The 13759-nt window shown below is 65.2% G+C and carries 13 protein-coding genes; 4 read left to right on the plus strand and 9 right to left on the minus strand.

The features are described 5' to 3' along the window. Nucleotides 1-65 precede the first annotated feature (65 nt). From RJQ10_RS11915 to RJQ10_RS11925, 3 genes are read left to right on the plus strand one after another with little or no spacing between them, the layout of a single operon-like run. Nucleotides 66-464: a sodium-dependent bicarbonate transport family permease gene (locus RJQ10_RS11915; protein ID WP_350146868.1), complete on the plus strand. Its 399-nt coding sequence runs from the start codon at nucleotides 66-68 to the stop codon at nucleotides 462-464. A gap of 2 nt (nucleotides 465-466) precedes the next feature. Then, a complete protein-coding gene (locus RJQ10_RS11920) occupies nucleotides 467-769 on the plus strand; it encodes a P-II family nitrogen regulator (RefSeq protein WP_350146846.1) in 303 nt (100 codons plus the stop codon). 20 nt (nucleotides 770-789) lie between these two features. Further along, complete coding sequence (locus RJQ10_RS11925) at nucleotides 790-1107, plus strand: YqcC family protein (RefSeq protein ID WP_350146848.1); 318 nt, start codon at nucleotides 790-792, stop codon at nucleotides 1105-1107. Between the two features lie 36 nt (nucleotides 1108-1143). Here the strand turns inward: RJQ10_RS11925 and fadA are convergent, their stop codons facing one another. From fadA to RJQ10_RS11955, 6 genes are all read right to left on the minus strand, one after another. Further along, nucleotides 1144-2319 (minus strand): acetyl-CoA C-acyltransferase FadA, encoded by a 1176-nt coding sequence (gene fadA, locus RJQ10_RS11930; protein ID WP_350146850.1) that lies wholly within the window; start codon nucleotides 2317-2319, stop codon nucleotides 1144-1146. A gap of 27 nt (nucleotides 2320-2346) precedes the next feature. Beyond that, nucleotides 2347-4494: a fatty acid oxidation complex subunit alpha FadB gene (gene fadB, locus RJQ10_RS11935; RefSeq protein WP_350146852.1), complete on the minus strand. Its 2148-nt coding sequence runs from the start codon at nucleotides 4492-4494 to the stop codon at nucleotides 2347-2349. Nucleotides 4495-4777: 283 nt separating this feature from the next. Continuing rightward, the gene (locus tag RJQ10_RS11940; protein ID WP_350146854.1) at nucleotides 4778-6637 is read right to left on the minus strand and encodes an SLC13 family permease; all 1860 of its coding nucleotides are present in this window, start codon (nucleotides 6635-6637) and stop codon (nucleotides 4778-4780) included. Nucleotides 6638-6665: 28 nt separating this feature from the next. Then, nucleotides 6666-7598: a haloalkane dehalogenase gene (locus RJQ10_RS11945; RefSeq protein WP_350146856.1), complete on the minus strand. Its 933-nt coding sequence runs from the start codon at nucleotides 7596-7598 to the stop codon at nucleotides 6666-6668. A gap of 2 nt (nucleotides 7599-7600) precedes the next feature. Then, entirely contained in the window at nucleotides 7601-8557 is a 957-nt protein-coding gene (locus RJQ10_RS11950; RefSeq protein WP_350146858.1) for a PA2778 family cysteine peptidase, read from the minus strand. Nucleotides 8558-8622: 65 nt separating this feature from the next. Next, nucleotides 8623-8997, minus strand: coding sequence for a PA2779 family protein (locus tag RJQ10_RS11955; protein ID WP_350146860.1), 375 nt, complete (start codon nucleotides 8995-8997; stop codon nucleotides 8623-8625). Between the two features lie 203 nt (nucleotides 8998-9200). Between RJQ10_RS11955 and RJQ10_RS11960 the strand changes: the two genes are divergently transcribed. After that, nucleotides 9201-9917, plus strand: coding sequence for an NUDIX hydrolase (locus tag RJQ10_RS11960; RefSeq protein ID WP_350146862.1), 717 nt, complete (start codon nucleotides 9201-9203; stop codon nucleotides 9915-9917). A gap of 56 nt (nucleotides 9918-9973) precedes the next feature. On the opposite strand, the gene RJQ10_RS11965 is transcribed toward RJQ10_RS11960, so the two are convergent. From RJQ10_RS11965 to RJQ10_RS11975, 3 genes are all read right to left on the minus strand, one after another. Then, complete coding sequence (locus RJQ10_RS11965; RefSeq protein WP_350146863.1) at nucleotides 9974-10159, minus strand: hypothetical protein; 186 nt, start codon at nucleotides 10157-10159, stop codon at nucleotides 9974-9976. Between the two features lie 21 nt (nucleotides 10160-10180). After that, on the minus strand, nucleotides 10181-11461 hold the full coding sequence (locus tag RJQ10_RS11970) for a ribonucleotide-diphosphate reductase subunit beta (RefSeq protein WP_350146865.1): 1281 nt from the start codon (nucleotides 11459-11461) through the stop codon (nucleotides 10181-10183). A gap of 66 nt (nucleotides 11462-11527) precedes the next feature. Further along, nucleotides 11528-13759: ribonucleoside-diphosphate reductase subunit alpha (locus RJQ10_RS11975; RefSeq protein ID WP_350146866.1), on the minus strand; the 2232-nt coding region annotated here is incomplete at its 5' end.

The raw sequence follows: 13759 nt of genomic DNA on the forward strand, positions 1-13759 counted from the left end.
GCATTGTCCTGTTGGTGGGCGGTCTGCTGATAGGCTGGGCCGCCGGATAGGAGGGCCTGAAGAGCCTGGCACCGCTGTTTTTCAGTCCGTTCCAGGGGTTGCTGGCGCTGTTTTTGCTTGAAATGGGCCTGGTTACCGCCAGCCAGCTGGGAACGCTGCGGCGCTACGGCCTGTTCCTGCTGGGCTTCGGCGTGTTGGCACCGGTGGTGGCCGCCCTCTGTGGCCTGACGCTGGCCTGGCTGCTGGGACTGTCCCTTGGCGGCGCCGTGGTGCTGGCAACGCTGGCGGCCAGCGCCTCCTACATAGCGGTACCGGCGGCGATGCGCATATCCTTGCCCGAGGCCAACCCCGCGCTGTCACTGGCGGCGTCGCTGGGGGTCACGTTCCCGTTCAATGTTGTTGTGGGCATTCCGCTATACCACTGGCTGACTCGCCACGCCTATGCCATTTTCGGAGGAGGCTGAGCATGCATCAGCATCATCGGCGCCTGCTGACCATTGTCACTGAGTCCGCTATCGAGTCCCACCTGTTGCGAGATATCGAACGCTGGGGCGCCCACGGTTATACCATTACCGAGGCTCGCGGCAAGGGCGCGCGCGGGGTCAGGGAGGGGAACTGGGAAGCCAATCGCAATATCCGGATCGAGGTCGTCTGCGAGGACAGCACGGCAGAGCGGATAGCCGCCGGCCTGCGCGAGCACTACTATGATAACTACGCCATGATTCTCTATCTCAGCGACGTCGATGTGCTGAGGCCGGAAAAGTTCTGACCACTGGACCGGAGAGCCCGATGCACACTGAAGTTGCCGAAGTCCTCATCGATATTGAGGCCCAGCTGCGCCAGCTTTCACTGTGGGAACGGGTGCCGCCATCGTCCCGCGCGCTGGCCTCGGTCGAACCCTTCTGCGTGGATACCCTGAGCCTGCCGCAGTGGCTGCAGTTCGTTTTCCTGCCAACCCTGTACCGGATGCTGGAAGAGAACGCGCCGCTGCCGGAGCGCTGTGCGATTACGCCGATGGCGGAGGAGTTTTTCAGCGGCTCACAGCTGGCAACGACGGAGCTGCTGGCGTCGCTGCGGCGTATGGACCGTCTGCTGAGCGGCGAGTAGCCGCTGCGGCCCGAGCGGGCGCAGCGTGCGACCAACCTAGACCCGTTCCACCACCGTGGTAATGCCCTGGCCGAGGCCAATGCACATGGTTGCAATGCCCATGGTGAGATCCCGGTCCTGCATCACCGTCAGCAGGGAGCCGGTAATGCGGGTACCAGAGCAGCCGAAGGGATGACCCAGGGCGATAGCGCCCCCGTGCACGTTCACCTTCTCTTCCATGTCATCGAGCAGCTCCAGATCTTTCAGCACCGGCAGAGCCTGGGCGGCGAAGGCCTCGTTCAACTCGACCATCTCGATATCCTTGATGGTCAGGCCCAGCTTTTTCAGGGCCTTCCGGGTGGAGGGTACCGGGCCGTAACCCATGATCGACGGATCGACACCGGCCAGGGCCATGCCGCGGATACGGGCGATCGGTGTCATGCCCAGGGCCTGGGCCCGCTCGGCGGACATCACCAGCATGGCCGAGGCGCCGTCGGAGATCTGCGAAGAGCTGCCCGCGGTAACCGTGCCGCCCTGGGGATTGAACGCGGGTGGCAGGCTTGCCAGACCTTCCAGGGTGGTTTCCGGGCGGATGGTTTCATCCCTCTCCACCAAGGCCAGGGCGCCGGACGCATCGTGGCCCTCTACCGGAATGATCTCGCGCGCGAACTTACCCGCATCGGTCGCTTGCTGGGCGAGCTGGTGCGAACGCAGGGCCAGCTGGTCCTGCTGTTCCCGGCCGATGCCGTGGAGCAGCGCCAGGTACTCCGCGGTCATGCCCATCATGCCCGCGGCCTTGGCCACGTTCAGGCCCAGTTTTGGATTGATGTTGACGTCGTCCATCATCGGCAGGTGACCCAGGTGCTCGACCCCGCCAACCAGGTAGACGTCGCCCAGCCCCGCCATGATGTTGGCGGCCGCAGTGTGCAGGGCGGACATGGATGAGCCGCAGAGGCGGTTCACCGTCTGTGCGGGAATGGTGAAGGGCAGCTGGGCGCGCAGCACCAGCAGGCGTGCCAGGTTCATGCCCTGCTCGCCGCGTTGCAGCACGCAACCCCAGATCAGGTCGTCTATTTCATTGACGTCAAGTTTTTCGTTGCGCGCCAGCAGGCCCTTGATCACGGCGACCGAAAGATCGTCGGCCCGGACATTGCGGAAGCAGCCATTCTTGGAACGCCCCATGGCGCTGCGGGCGAAATCGACGATAACGGCGTCTCTTGGATTCAGACTCACGATAATTCTCCTGTTTTCACCCGCTGCTCAGTAGTAGGTTTTGCCATCGGCCAGCATGGCCTGCATGCCGTCGGTGAGTTCATAGGACTTGCCCAGGTGGGCAAATTGCTTGGAGGCTTCTGCAATGAACGCAAGCCCCACGGTATCCATCCAGCGGAAGATGCCGCCGCGGAAAGGGGGGAAGCCGAGCCCGTAGAGCAGGGCGAGGTCGGCTTCTGCGGGGGTGCCAACAATGCCCTCCTCAAGGCAGCGCGCCATTTCTGTGGCCATCGGCAGCATCATGCGCGCCACGATGTCTTCGCGGGAGAACTCGGTGCGGGCCCCTTCCACCGTTGCGATCAGGCTGTAGACCTCCTCGCTGGCGGTCTTCTTCGGCTTGCCCCGTTTGTCGGGCACGTAATCGTAGAAGCCCTTGCCGTTTTTCTGCCCGTAGCGCTCGTTCTCGAACATCACTTCAGTGGCGGTCTTGAAGTCGAGTTGCATGCGGTCGGGGAAGCCTTCGGCCATCACTGCCGCGGCGTGCACTCCGGTATCGATACCAACCACATCCATCAGATAGGCGGGCCCCATGGGCCAGCCCCAGCGCTCCATCACCTTGTCCACGGCCTGGAAGTCGGCGCCGTCGCGTACCAGTTTGGAAAAACCGTCGAAATAGGGGAACAGCACCCGGTTGACAAGGAAGCCGGGGCAGTCCTTCACTACGACGGCTTTCTTGCCCATCTTGTTGGCGTAGGCAACCGTGCGGGCAACCGCCTTGTCCGAGGTCTTCTCGCCGCGGATCACTTCGACCAGGGGCATGGCATGCACCGGGTTGAAGAAGTGCATGCCACAGAAGTTCTCCGGCCTTTGCAGAGCCTCCGCCAGGTAAGTGATGGAGATGGTGGAGGTGTTGGAGGCGAGGATGGTGTCCTCGCTGATGTGCTTTTCCGTCTCCGCCAGCACCGCATGTTTGACCTTGGGATTTTCGACCACGGCCTCGACCACAATGTCGACGCCGTCGAAGCCAGTGTAGGTCAGGGTCGGGTCGATGCTGTTCAGGACCTCGCCCATCTGTGCGGCGGTCATCTGCCCGCGGTCCACGCGCTTGGCCAGCAGCTTGTTGGCTTCAGTCAGACCCAGGTCAAGACCGGCCTGGTTGATGTCCTTCATCAGAATGGGCACGCCCTTGTAGGCGGACTGGTAGGCGATGCCGCCACCCATGATGCCGGCGCCCAGTACGGCTGCCCGCGCAACTTTCCGGTCGGCCTTTTTCTCCCAGTCCTTTGCTTTCTTGCCCAGCAGCTGGTCGGCCAGGAACACGCCCACCAGAGCGGCGGCGACCGGGGTGACCGCCAGTTCGGCGAAGCCGTCCGCCTCGACTTCCAGGGCGTCCTTCAGCCCCATGCCCCGGGCCTTCTCGATCACGTCAACCGCCTTCACCGGCGCCGGGTAGTTGCGGCCCGCCTGTTGCTGAACCATGGATTTCATGGTGAAGAAGGCCATCATGGCCTCGGTGTCGTTCAGTGGCAGCGGGCTGCTCTTGTCGTGTCGGCGCCCGGCGTAGTCGAGCTTGCCGGCGATGGCATTGTCGAGGGTCGCCATCGCCACCGCCCGCAGCTCACCGGGCTCCGCCACGGCATCCACTGCGCCGGCCTTGAGTGCCTTGTCGGCCCGCTGCTCGGCGGCTGTGGCGATCCAGGTTGCGGCCTCATCGACGCCGATGATCCGCGGCAGGCGCACGGTACCGCCCCAGCCCGGCAGGATGCCCAGCCGGGTTTCCGGCAGGCCCACTTTCGCGGCGCTGCTCATGACCCGGAAATCGCAGGCCAGGCAGATCTCGAAGCCGCCGCCCAGGGCGAAGCCGTTGATCGCCACACAGCTGGGGTAGGGCAGGGCCTGGAGACGATTGAGATTGTTGTTGTTGGCCGCGGTGAAGCCCTTGATCTCGTCGGGCCCGGCACCAAAGATGCCGGTAAACTCGGTGATATCCGCGCCCACGATGAATACCGGCTTGCCGCTGGTGACCAGCAGGCCGCGCAGGCCCTGCTCTGCCTCCAGCGCATCGAGAGCCGCGGTGAGGCTGTTGACGGTGGCCTGGTCGAATTTGTTGACAGACTCGCCCTTGAGGTCGAAATGCAGCTCGGCGATGTCGCCATCGAGGCGGGTCACGGTGAGCGCGTCACTCTGGTAGATCATGTCGCTGTCCTGTGTGGGGTGAACGGTGGGTGGCCTGCACAATACGCGTGCGGCAAACACAATGTCATCGAGCGCGCCATTGTAACCGCCAATGCGGGGCACGGGAACCTGGATGTTAGCACCGAAAACACTGCGGTGCCAAGGTGGATCGCCACCCGGTGGATCGCCACCCGGTGGACCGCCACCCGGCCGCAGGTGTTTCACGCGATGCGCAGGGCTGGACGGCGGTGCGGGACCGACGCAGTCGGTCGGTGTGCTGTTCCGGCCCGGAGTGGAGGAGAGGCTACAGGGGCCAGACGACCAGCAGGAGCGGCAGGCTCACCGCCACAACCAGGATTTCCAGCGGCAAGCCCAGGCGCCAGTAGTCACCGAAGTGGAAGCCCCCCGGGCCGAGGATCAGGGTATTGTTCTGGTGGCCGATGGGGGTGAGGAATGCGCAGGAGGCACCGATCGCCACCGCCATCAAAAAGCTGTCCGGGTTGACCCCCAGCGCAGCCGCCGTGCCCAGTGCGATCGGGCACATGACCGCGGCCGTGGCGGCGTTGTTCATCAGGTCCGAGAGAAACATGGTGACCACCAGGACCATCGCCAGGGCCGCCACCGCATTTCCGCGGGCGAGGGTGGTGAGCAGAAACCTCGCGATCAGGTCCGCTGTGCCCGTCGCCGCCATGGCTCCCGCCACGGGTATCAAGGCTGCCAACAACACGATCACCGGCCAGTCGATCGCGGTGTAGACGTTTCGCGGCGGCACCGTGCGCAACGCCATGGAGGCGAGCACGCCGAGGGCGAAGGATACTGCAGCCGGCAGCAAGCCAAAAGCGGCGCCACCAATGGCGAGGACCATGACCAGGCTGGCCAGGGACGCCTTGCGCTTGTCCGGGATCCGCAGGTCACGCTTGGCCAGCGGCACGCAACTGTTGTCCCCGGCAAACTCGCCCATGGCATCCGCCGGGCCCTGCATCAGCAGCAGATCCCCCGGGCGCAGCGCCAGGGTGCGCAGGCGCGTGTGGGCTTTGGAACCTTCCCGCGACACCGCCAGCAGGTTCAAGCCGTAGCGGTTGCGCAGTTGCATGTCACTCGCAGACCGGCCCGTCATGATGGAGCCGGGGAGCACCGCGAGCTCGGTCAGTACGATTTCGTCGCCCCTGGGTTTTTCCGGTTCAGCTTCGTCCGGCTCGCCGTTTGCCCCGTTGTTGTCGGCGGGGGGCGCCGGGGGGGCATCTGCCTCGGCTTCGTCATCGACGCTCTCGGGTTTGATCGATTCTTCCAGCTTCAAACCCAGGCGCGACAGCACATCCGCCAGCGCGCCCACCTCTGCCTCAATGACCAGCACGTCTCCCGTGTGTACTCTCCGTGCCGAGTGCGGTGCGATAAGGCGCACCTCATTGCGGACCAGCCCGACCACCTGTGCCCCGACCTCATCCAGCCCCGACTCTACCTGCCCGAGTGTCATCCCCGCCGCCTTGCTGCCCTCCACGACCCGCGCCTCGGTGAGATAGGCGCTGGTCTCAAAGTCCCCGGCCCCCTGCTGCTTGCGGTGGGGCACCAGTTTCCGCCCCAGCAAAACCACGAATACGACCCCGGCCGCCGCGACCGCGAGGCCAACGGGGGTGAAGTCGAACATGGCAAAGGCGTTGCCGGTGGTTTGCGCACGGAAGCCGGCCACGATCAGGTTGGGCGGAGTGCCAATCAAGGTGGTCATGCCACCGAGGATGGTGCCAAAGGCGAGAGGCATCAGCACCTGGCCCGGGGACAACTCATATCGCTTCGCCATCTGCACGGCGACCGGCATCAGCAGGGCCATGGCACCGACATTGTTCATGAAACCCGACAGCACCGCACCCAGCGCGGTCAGTGCTCCCAGGCTGAGGACCGGCCCCCCCCGGCTGGGCAGGGCATGGCGCGCCAGTACATTGACCGCCCCCGAGGTCTGCAGGCCGCGGCTCAGCACCAGCACACAGGCTACGGTAATCACCGCGGGATGGCCGAAGCCGTTGAAGGCGACGTCCGGTGCGACCAGGCCCGCGACCACGCAGGCGAGCAGGGCACCCAGGGCCACCATGTCGTGGCGCCAGCGGCCCCACAGGAACATGCCCACGGTGGCGGCGAGAATGCTGAGGATCAGTGCCTGGTCAGTAGTCATGCTGTGGTCGCCCGCGGGGTCGCGTACATCAGGCCAGTGAGCTTGCCACCTCGGCGACCACCGCGGCAAGCGCCGGCCCCTGCTCCTCCTGCAGGAAATGTCCTGCGCCACGAATTACAGGGTGGCTGCGGCCCCGGGCACCGGGTATGCGCTGCTGGAATACCTCCGCCCAGGCGGCGGTTGCCGGATCACTGTCGCTGAAGGCGGTGACAAAGGGTTTCTGCCACTGTTCCAGCAGTTGCCAGGTGCGCCGGTTCTCGGCGACGCCGGCCATGTCTTCGCGGATCGGAATCAGGCCGGGGAACTCCAACGCGGCGGCCTTGAAGGCGGCGGTCGGGAACGGGGCGTCGTAGGCGGCGCGCACGGCCTCGGGCAGAGGGGTGACGCTGACGGCTGCGATGATATCGGCAACAGGCAGGTCCGACGCTGTCCTGGTCGCGGCGACCCACTGCTCGACAATCTCCCCCGGCCAGGGGGCGACCCCGTCGGGTGGGGCTTCACAGTTGGGCAGCAGGGTATTCGCGGCCACCACTGCCTGGAACCGCTCCGGCATCTGTGCCAGCGCCGAGAGCCCGATCGGGCCGCCCCAGTCCTGGCAGACCAGGACGATGTCGCAGAGATCCAGCGTGCTGACCAGCTCGACGATCTGGGCAACATGGCCCGCATAGCTGTAGTCACTGCGTTGCGCCGGCTTGTCGGAGCGCCCGAACCCGATCAGGTCCGGCGCCACGCAGCGCAGACCGCGGGCAGTGAGGTCGCGGATCATATGGCGATAGAGGAAGCACCAGCTGGGTTCCCCATGCAGCAGCAGTATTACCGGCCCGGAGTCTGGCCCCTCATCAAGATAGTGCATGCGCAGGGGGCCGAGTCGCGGGTCGGCGAGCTGCAGGTAGCGTGGTTGCCAGGGGAAGTCAGGGAGTCCGGCAAAGCGGTGGTCGGGTGTACGCAGGATGGCAGTCATGTTCAGGGCAGGTCTCCGGCCAGTTCCCGGCAGTGAGCGGGATCATCAGGGTTGGTCGCAAGCTGGCTGGCGATATCAGCTGCGGTGAGAGTAATCGTATCCCGGATTGGGGGCGGATGCCCGGCGACGAATTCGGCCGTGGGCGGCAGGACCGCGGCGGCCGCTACCGGGCAGGAGGCGCTCAGCAGCAGATCGGCAAAGTTGTTGCGCCCGGCCAAATGTTCCGGCGCGGTGAAGAGCAGGCGGCGATACAGGGCTGCCGCGCCATGCGGGTCGCCCTGGGCGCGCCGGACATTGGCGGTGGCAAACAGTATGTCGGCTTCCCCCGGCCAGCGCACCAGGGCGCGTTCCCAGCCGGCCCGGGCGACGGCGGGTTCCAGCTGTGCCTCCTGGCGGGCAAGTTCGCGCGCGGTGTGCTCGGCGCTGCCGCTCGCCGGGAGTTTACCGGGCTGCGGAATCACCAGCCCCCAGAATCCCGCGCGCTCCCAGCTGGCCATGAACCGCGACCAGCGCTCCAGCCGTCGTCGCTCGGTTCCCGAACGCAGGATGATTCGCTGCTGCGCGGGCTCGAAGCCGATGACTACCGCATAGTGCCAGCGGGGTAGGGAGCGCAGGCCAAGGTTCTGCAGCACCAGCACCGGGTTGCCGGCTTCCAGCTCGGCCAGCAGGGCCTCCGGACCGACAGGCAGGGTGAAGGGAATCCGTCCCGCCCGGCGGGCTGAGGCCCGCAGTTCCAGCTGCAGGCTGCCCAGTCTGTCCGGGAGATAGACTTCGGGGGCCAGGGCCTCGGGAGTGGTGGTCACGCCACTGTGAACCAGGACCGTGGCCAGGGCTGCAGGGCCGCACTGGTACTCGGCCTGGGGGAAAAAAGGCACCGCCACAAGTTCCGTCGCGGCCCGGTCGGGAGGCGGTGTAGTGACGCCGGCGCAGGCTGTCAGCAGCGTCAGCAGCGCCAACACCAGTATGTTGCTGGCCGTGGCTGCCTCCCGCTGAACTGCAGTGTGGCGCCGCCAGGGCGCCCGCACTAGAGTTTGGTGAAGACGTTGGTTACGCCGACGATTTCCAGGACCAGGAGTACCAGGAACAACGCGCCGAGTACCCCCAGCGCACTGCTGCCGGCGGGCAGTGTTTCGATGTTTTGCGCCAGTTGCTGCAACTCGGCATCCGAGAGGGCGCCGATCCGCGCCATGGCATCGGCATGGCTGACGCCCATGGCTACCATCTGCTGCTGCACGGTGTCCCGGGTGAGTGCGGCATCGATTACCCCGAGCTGTTCATTGCGGCTCTGCTGGGCAAAGTGATCCGCGGTGCCGATGACGGCAGCCTGCGCGGTCCCCACGGTGCTGGCGACCAGCAGGGCAAGGATCTGCAGCAGGACAACTAACCGGGTGTTCAGCATGACAATACCTCGTCTGGTTTCAGGTGCCGTGAGTATAGGCAGAAAGCGCTGTCCCGTTAAAGTGGCAAGCGGTGAAAACAGGATTCTGCCAATGACAGCGGCAGCGTGGCGCAGACCAATCTGGCGCAAGCGTTTATACTCGGGCCCGGAGTGGCAGGAAGGAGCAGGGCGGTGGCGACAGGCAAACGGCAGCGAAAGAAACGATGACCGCCTCCGTGCAGGTGCGCGACGCTGCCACCGTCATCCTGGTGCGCGACCGCGCTACCCGTCCGCGGGTACTGATGGGTCAGCGTGGTGCGAGGGCAGTGTTCATGCCCAGCAAGTTTGTCTTTCCCGGTGGCGCGGTGGACCCCGGTGATGCCCTGGTGCCGCTGGCTGGCAAGGTTGGCCCCGTGTGCAGCTCGCGGCTGGCAGAAGGAGCCGCGGCGGAGCGGGTACACGCCCTGCAAGCGGCGGCGATACGCGAGGTGTGGGAGGAGTCCGGCCTGCTGCTGGGGACGCCCGGGGACTGGGCCGGTCCGGTCCCGGACGACTGGCAAGAGTTTTGTGCCACCGGCTACCTGCCCTGCGCCGCGGCCTTCCGCTATGTGTTTCGGGCCATCACTCCCGTTGGTCCACCGCGGCGCTTTGATGCCCGCTTTTTCCTTGTCGATGCCTCCGCGGTAGCCGGCGACCCGGACGATTTTTCCCGCGCCTCCGAGGAATTGTCGCAACTGCAGTGGATCGCCCTGGACGAGACCGGCGACCTCGATCTGCCGCTGATCACGGAAGTGGTGCTGGGCGAGGTTGCCCGGGTATTGGCTTGCGCCGGGCCACCGCCGGAGGTGCCGTGCTTCCGCGACGAGGATGAGCAGAGGTTCCTGTTGCGGCGTCAGGCGGAGTTGCTACTGATCGAAAAGCGGAGGGTTCGCGGAGGGTAGCGGCAATCCGGGCGCGGGGGCCGCGCCCGGGGAGAAAGCTGCAGTGCGTGGTCGGCTCAGTGCAGGACCCGGTCCGGACGCATTTCTGCCTGCAGCTCGTTTTGCCGGGTCGCCGCCTGCTCCAGCACATGGGTGCGCAGGCGGCCGATGACGCTGTTCATGACGTCGATGGTCTGGCTGATCTGGTCCAGCGCCATCAGGACGGTCTCGCTGTCCTTCGGGGTGTCGTCGCGGTTTTCCATATCAGGTCCTCGGTTGGTGGGTCAGTCCCAATTCAGCGCGCCGCCGGTCTGGTATTCGATCACCCGGGTTTCGAAGAAGTTTTTCTCCTTGCGCAGGTCCATGATCTCCGACATCCACGGGAACGGGTTCTGCACTCCCGGGAACTGTTCGGGCAGGCCCAGCTGGGACAGGCGGCGGTTGGCGATAAAGTGCAGGTACTCTTCCATCATGGCCGCGTTCATGCCCAGTACACCGCGAGGCATGGTATCGCGGGCGTACTCTATCTCCAGCTGGGTACCCTCCAGGATCATCTGGATGACTTCCTGCTGGAACTGTTCGGTCCACAGCTGCGGGTTTTCCAGCTTGATCTGGTTGATGACGTCGATGCCGAAGTTCAGGTGCATGGACTCGTCGCGCAGGATGTACTGGAACTGCTCCGCCACGCCGGTCATTTTGTTGCGCCGGCCCATGGAGAGGATCTGGGTGAAGCCGCAATAGAAGAAGATGCCCTCGGTCACGGCGTAGAAGCCGATCAGGTTGCGCAGCAGCGTCTGGTCGTTCTCCAGGGTGCCGGTCTTGAAGGTGGGGTCCGATATCTCGTGGGTGTGGCTGATGCTCCAGGCGGCTTTCTTCGCCACCGAGGGCACTTCCCGGTACATGTTGAACACCGCGCCCTCGTCCATGCCCAGGGACTCGATGCAGTACTGGTAGGCGTGGGTGTGGATGGCCTCCTCGAAGGCCTGGCGCAGCAGGTACTGGCGGCATTCCGGGTTGGTAATCAGGCGGTAAATCGCCAGTACCAGGTTGTTGGCAACCAGCGAATCGGCAGTCGAGAAGTAACCCAGGCTGCGCATGACGATGCGGCGCTCATCCTCGGACAGGCCCTCGGGGCTCTTCCAGGTGGCGACGTCGGCCGTCATGTTGATTTCCTGCGGCATCCAGTGGTTGGCGCAGCCGTCGATGTACTTCTGCCAGGCCCAGTCGTATTTGAAGGGCACCAGCTGGTTGAGGTCGGCGCGGCAGTTGATCATCGCCTTTTCGTCCACGGACACCCGGGCCGCGCCCATTTCCAGCTCCTCCAGGCCGGTGGCGATGTCCAGGTTTTCCAGTGCCTTGGCCGCGGCCGCGATGTGTTCAGCGGCTTCGGGGTCGGCAGCGACCGGATCGGCGGCCGCGATCGCGACCTCCGCGGGCGGCGCCGGCCTGGCCACCGCGGCGGGTGCCGGCTCTTCCCGGGGTGGGGGTGGGGGTGGTGGCGGTACCTGTCTGGCGGTTGCCGTGCTGATGGCCTCGTCGTTGTGGTAGTCGTCCCAACTCAACATTGTGTGCTGTCCTTCTGCTGCTTCACTTGTAGTCCAATACGCTCTGTTTCAGCTGCCTGGCCCGCGCTACTGGCAGGCCTCGCAGTCCGGGTCGTCCAGGGAGCAGGCCGCGGGAACCGGGGCCGGCCCCGCCGCTGCCTGGCCACCGGATGCCACCTTGTTCAGGTTGCCGGTGCTGATGGTGGATTTCTCGGTCCCTGTAGCCGCCAGGGAGCGCAGGTAGTAGGTGGTCTTGAGCCCGCTGTACCAGGCCATGCGGTAGGTGACGTCGAGCTTCTTGCCGCTGGCGTTGTTGATGTACAGGTTCAGTGACTGGGCCTGGTCGATCCACTTCTGGCGGCGGCTGGCGGCGTCCACCAGCCAGCGCGGCTCCACTTCGAAGGCGGTGGCGTAGATTGCCTTCAGGTCCTGGGGGATGCGGTCGATGGCCTGGACGCTGCCGTCGTAGTACTTGAGGTCGTTGACCATGACCCCGTCCCACAGGCCGCGGGCCTTGAGGTCGTTGACCAGGTAGGGGTTGACCACCGTGAACTCGCCTGACAGGTTCGATTTCACATACAGGTTCTGGTAGGTCGGTTCAATCGACTGCGACACGCCGGTGATATTGGCGATGGTCGCGGTCGGGGCAATGGCCATCACGTTGGAATTGCGCATTCCCTGCTCTTTGACAACCGCCCGCAGGGCCTCCCAGTCCAGGGAGGTGCTGCGATCCACCTGGATGTAGTCGGCGCCCCGCTGCTGCACCAGGATATCCAGCGAGTCGATGGGGAAGATACCCTGGCTCCAGAGCGAGCCCTGGTAGCTGGAGTAGGCGCCGCGCTCGGCGGCCAGTTCACTGGAGGCCTCGATGGCGAAATAGCTGATCGCCTCCATGGAGCGGTCGGCAAAACCCACCGCCTCATCCGAGCCGTAGGCCAGGTGCTGCTTGTAGAGCGCGTCCTGGAAGCCCATCAGGCCCAGGCCAACCGGCCGGTGGCGGAGGTTGGAGCGCTCGGCCTGGGGCACCGAGTAGTAATTGATGTCGATGACATTGTCGAGCATGCGCACGGCGGTGCGCACGGTCTTGCGCAGCTTGTCCAGGTCGAGGCCGCCGTCAGCCACGTGCTGGGGCAGGTTGATGGACCCCAGGTTGCAGACCGCGATCTCATCCTTGCTGGTATTGAGGGTGATTTCGGTGCACAGGTTGGAGGAGTGCACCACGCCCACGTGCTGCTGCGGCGAGCGCAGGTTGCAGGGGTCCTTGAAGGTCATCCAGGGATGCCCGGTCTCGAACAGCATGGCCAGCATCTTGCGCCACAGGTTCTGGGCGCGCACGGTCTTGTGCAGTTTCAGCTTGCCGCTGCGGGCCTGCTCCTCGTAGAGGCAGTAGCGCTCCTCGAATGCCTTGCCGTAGAGGTCGTGCAGGTCCGGCACATCGTTCGGGGAGAACAGGGTCCACTCCGCGTCGTCGAACACGCGCTTCATGAACAGGTCCGGAATCCAGTTGGCGGAGTTCATGTCGTGGGTGCGGCGGCGGTCATCGCCGGTGTTCTTGCGCAGCTCGACAAACTCCTCGATGTCCAGGTGCCAGGTTTCCAGGTAGGCGCAGACCGCCCCCTTGCGCTTGCCGCCCTGGTTGACCGCTACCGCGGTGTCGTTGACCACCTTGAGAAAGGGAACCACGCCCTGGCTCTTGCCGTTGGTGCCCTTGATGTAGGAGCCCAGCGCTCGCACCGGGGTCCAGTCATTGCCCAGGCCGCCGGCAAACTTGGACAGCATAGCGTTGTCCTGGATGGCGCCGAAGATACCGTGCAGGTCATCGGGGACCGTGGTCAGGTAGCAGGAGGACAGCTGCGGGCGCAGGGTGCCCGCGTTGAACAGGGTCGGCGTGGAACTCATGTAGTCGAAGGAGGACAGCAGCTCGTAGAACTCGATCGCCCGGGCGTTGCGGTCGGCTTCCTCGGTGGCGAGGCCCATGGCGACGCGCATGAAGAAGACTTGCGGCAGCTCGATGCGGGTGTCATTGCTGTGGATGAAGTAGCGGTCGTACAGGGTCTGCAGCCCCAGGTAGGTGAATTGCAGGTCGCGCTCCGGCAGCAGTGCGCGGCCCAGTCGCTCGAGGTCGAATTGCTGCAGCTTGGGGTCCAGCAGCTCCAGCTCCACACCGCGTTCGACATAGGCCGGCAGCGCCCTGGCGTACAGCTCGTCCATGTCGCCCTGGGTGGCAGAGTCCGCCACGCCGAGGAAATTGAGAGCCTCGGCGCGCAGGTTGTCACACAGCAGGCGCGCGGCGACATAGGTGTAGTTGGGCTCTTTCTC

Origin of the sequence: Haliea sp. (assembly GCF_040222615.1) — a bacterium.
GTDB lineage: Bacteria > Pseudomonadota > Gammaproteobacteria > Pseudomonadales > Halieaceae > Haliea.

Excerpts from the sequence above, each read along its gene's own strand:
- RJQ10_RS11945 (WP_350146856.1), bottom strand. The coding sequence starts at position 7,598 with ATGACTGCCATCCTGCGTACACCCGACCACCGCTTTGCCGGACTCCCT.
- RJQ10_RS11920 (WP_350146846.1), top strand. The coding sequence starts at position 467 with ATGCATCAGCATCATCGGCGCCTGCTGACCATTGTCACTGAGTCCGCT.
- fadB (WP_350146852.1), bottom strand. The coding sequence starts at position 4,494 with ATGATCTACCAGAGTGACGCGCTCACCGTGACCCGCCTCGATGGCGAC.
- RJQ10_RS11960 (WP_350146862.1), top strand. The coding sequence starts at position 9,201 with ATGACCGCCTCCGTGCAGGTGCGCGACGCTGCCACCGTCATCCTGGTG.
- RJQ10_RS11965 (WP_350146863.1), bottom strand. The coding sequence starts at position 10,159 with ATGGAAAACCGCGACGACACCCCGAAGGACAGCGAGACCGTCCTGATG.
- RJQ10_RS11955 (WP_350146860.1), bottom strand. The coding sequence starts at position 8,997 with ATGCTGAACACCCGGTTAGTTGTCCTGCTGCAGATCCTTGCCCTGCTG.
- RJQ10_RS11940 (WP_350146854.1), bottom strand. The coding sequence starts at position 6,637 with ATGACTACTGACCAGGCACTGATCCTCAGCATTCTCGCCGCCACCGTG.
- RJQ10_RS11925 (WP_350146848.1), top strand. The coding sequence starts at position 790 with ATGCACACTGAAGTTGCCGAAGTCCTCATCGATATTGAGGCCCAGCTG.
- RJQ10_RS11970 (WP_350146865.1), bottom strand. The coding sequence starts at position 11,461 with ATGTTGAGTTGGGACGACTACCACAACGACGAGGCCATCAGCACGGCA.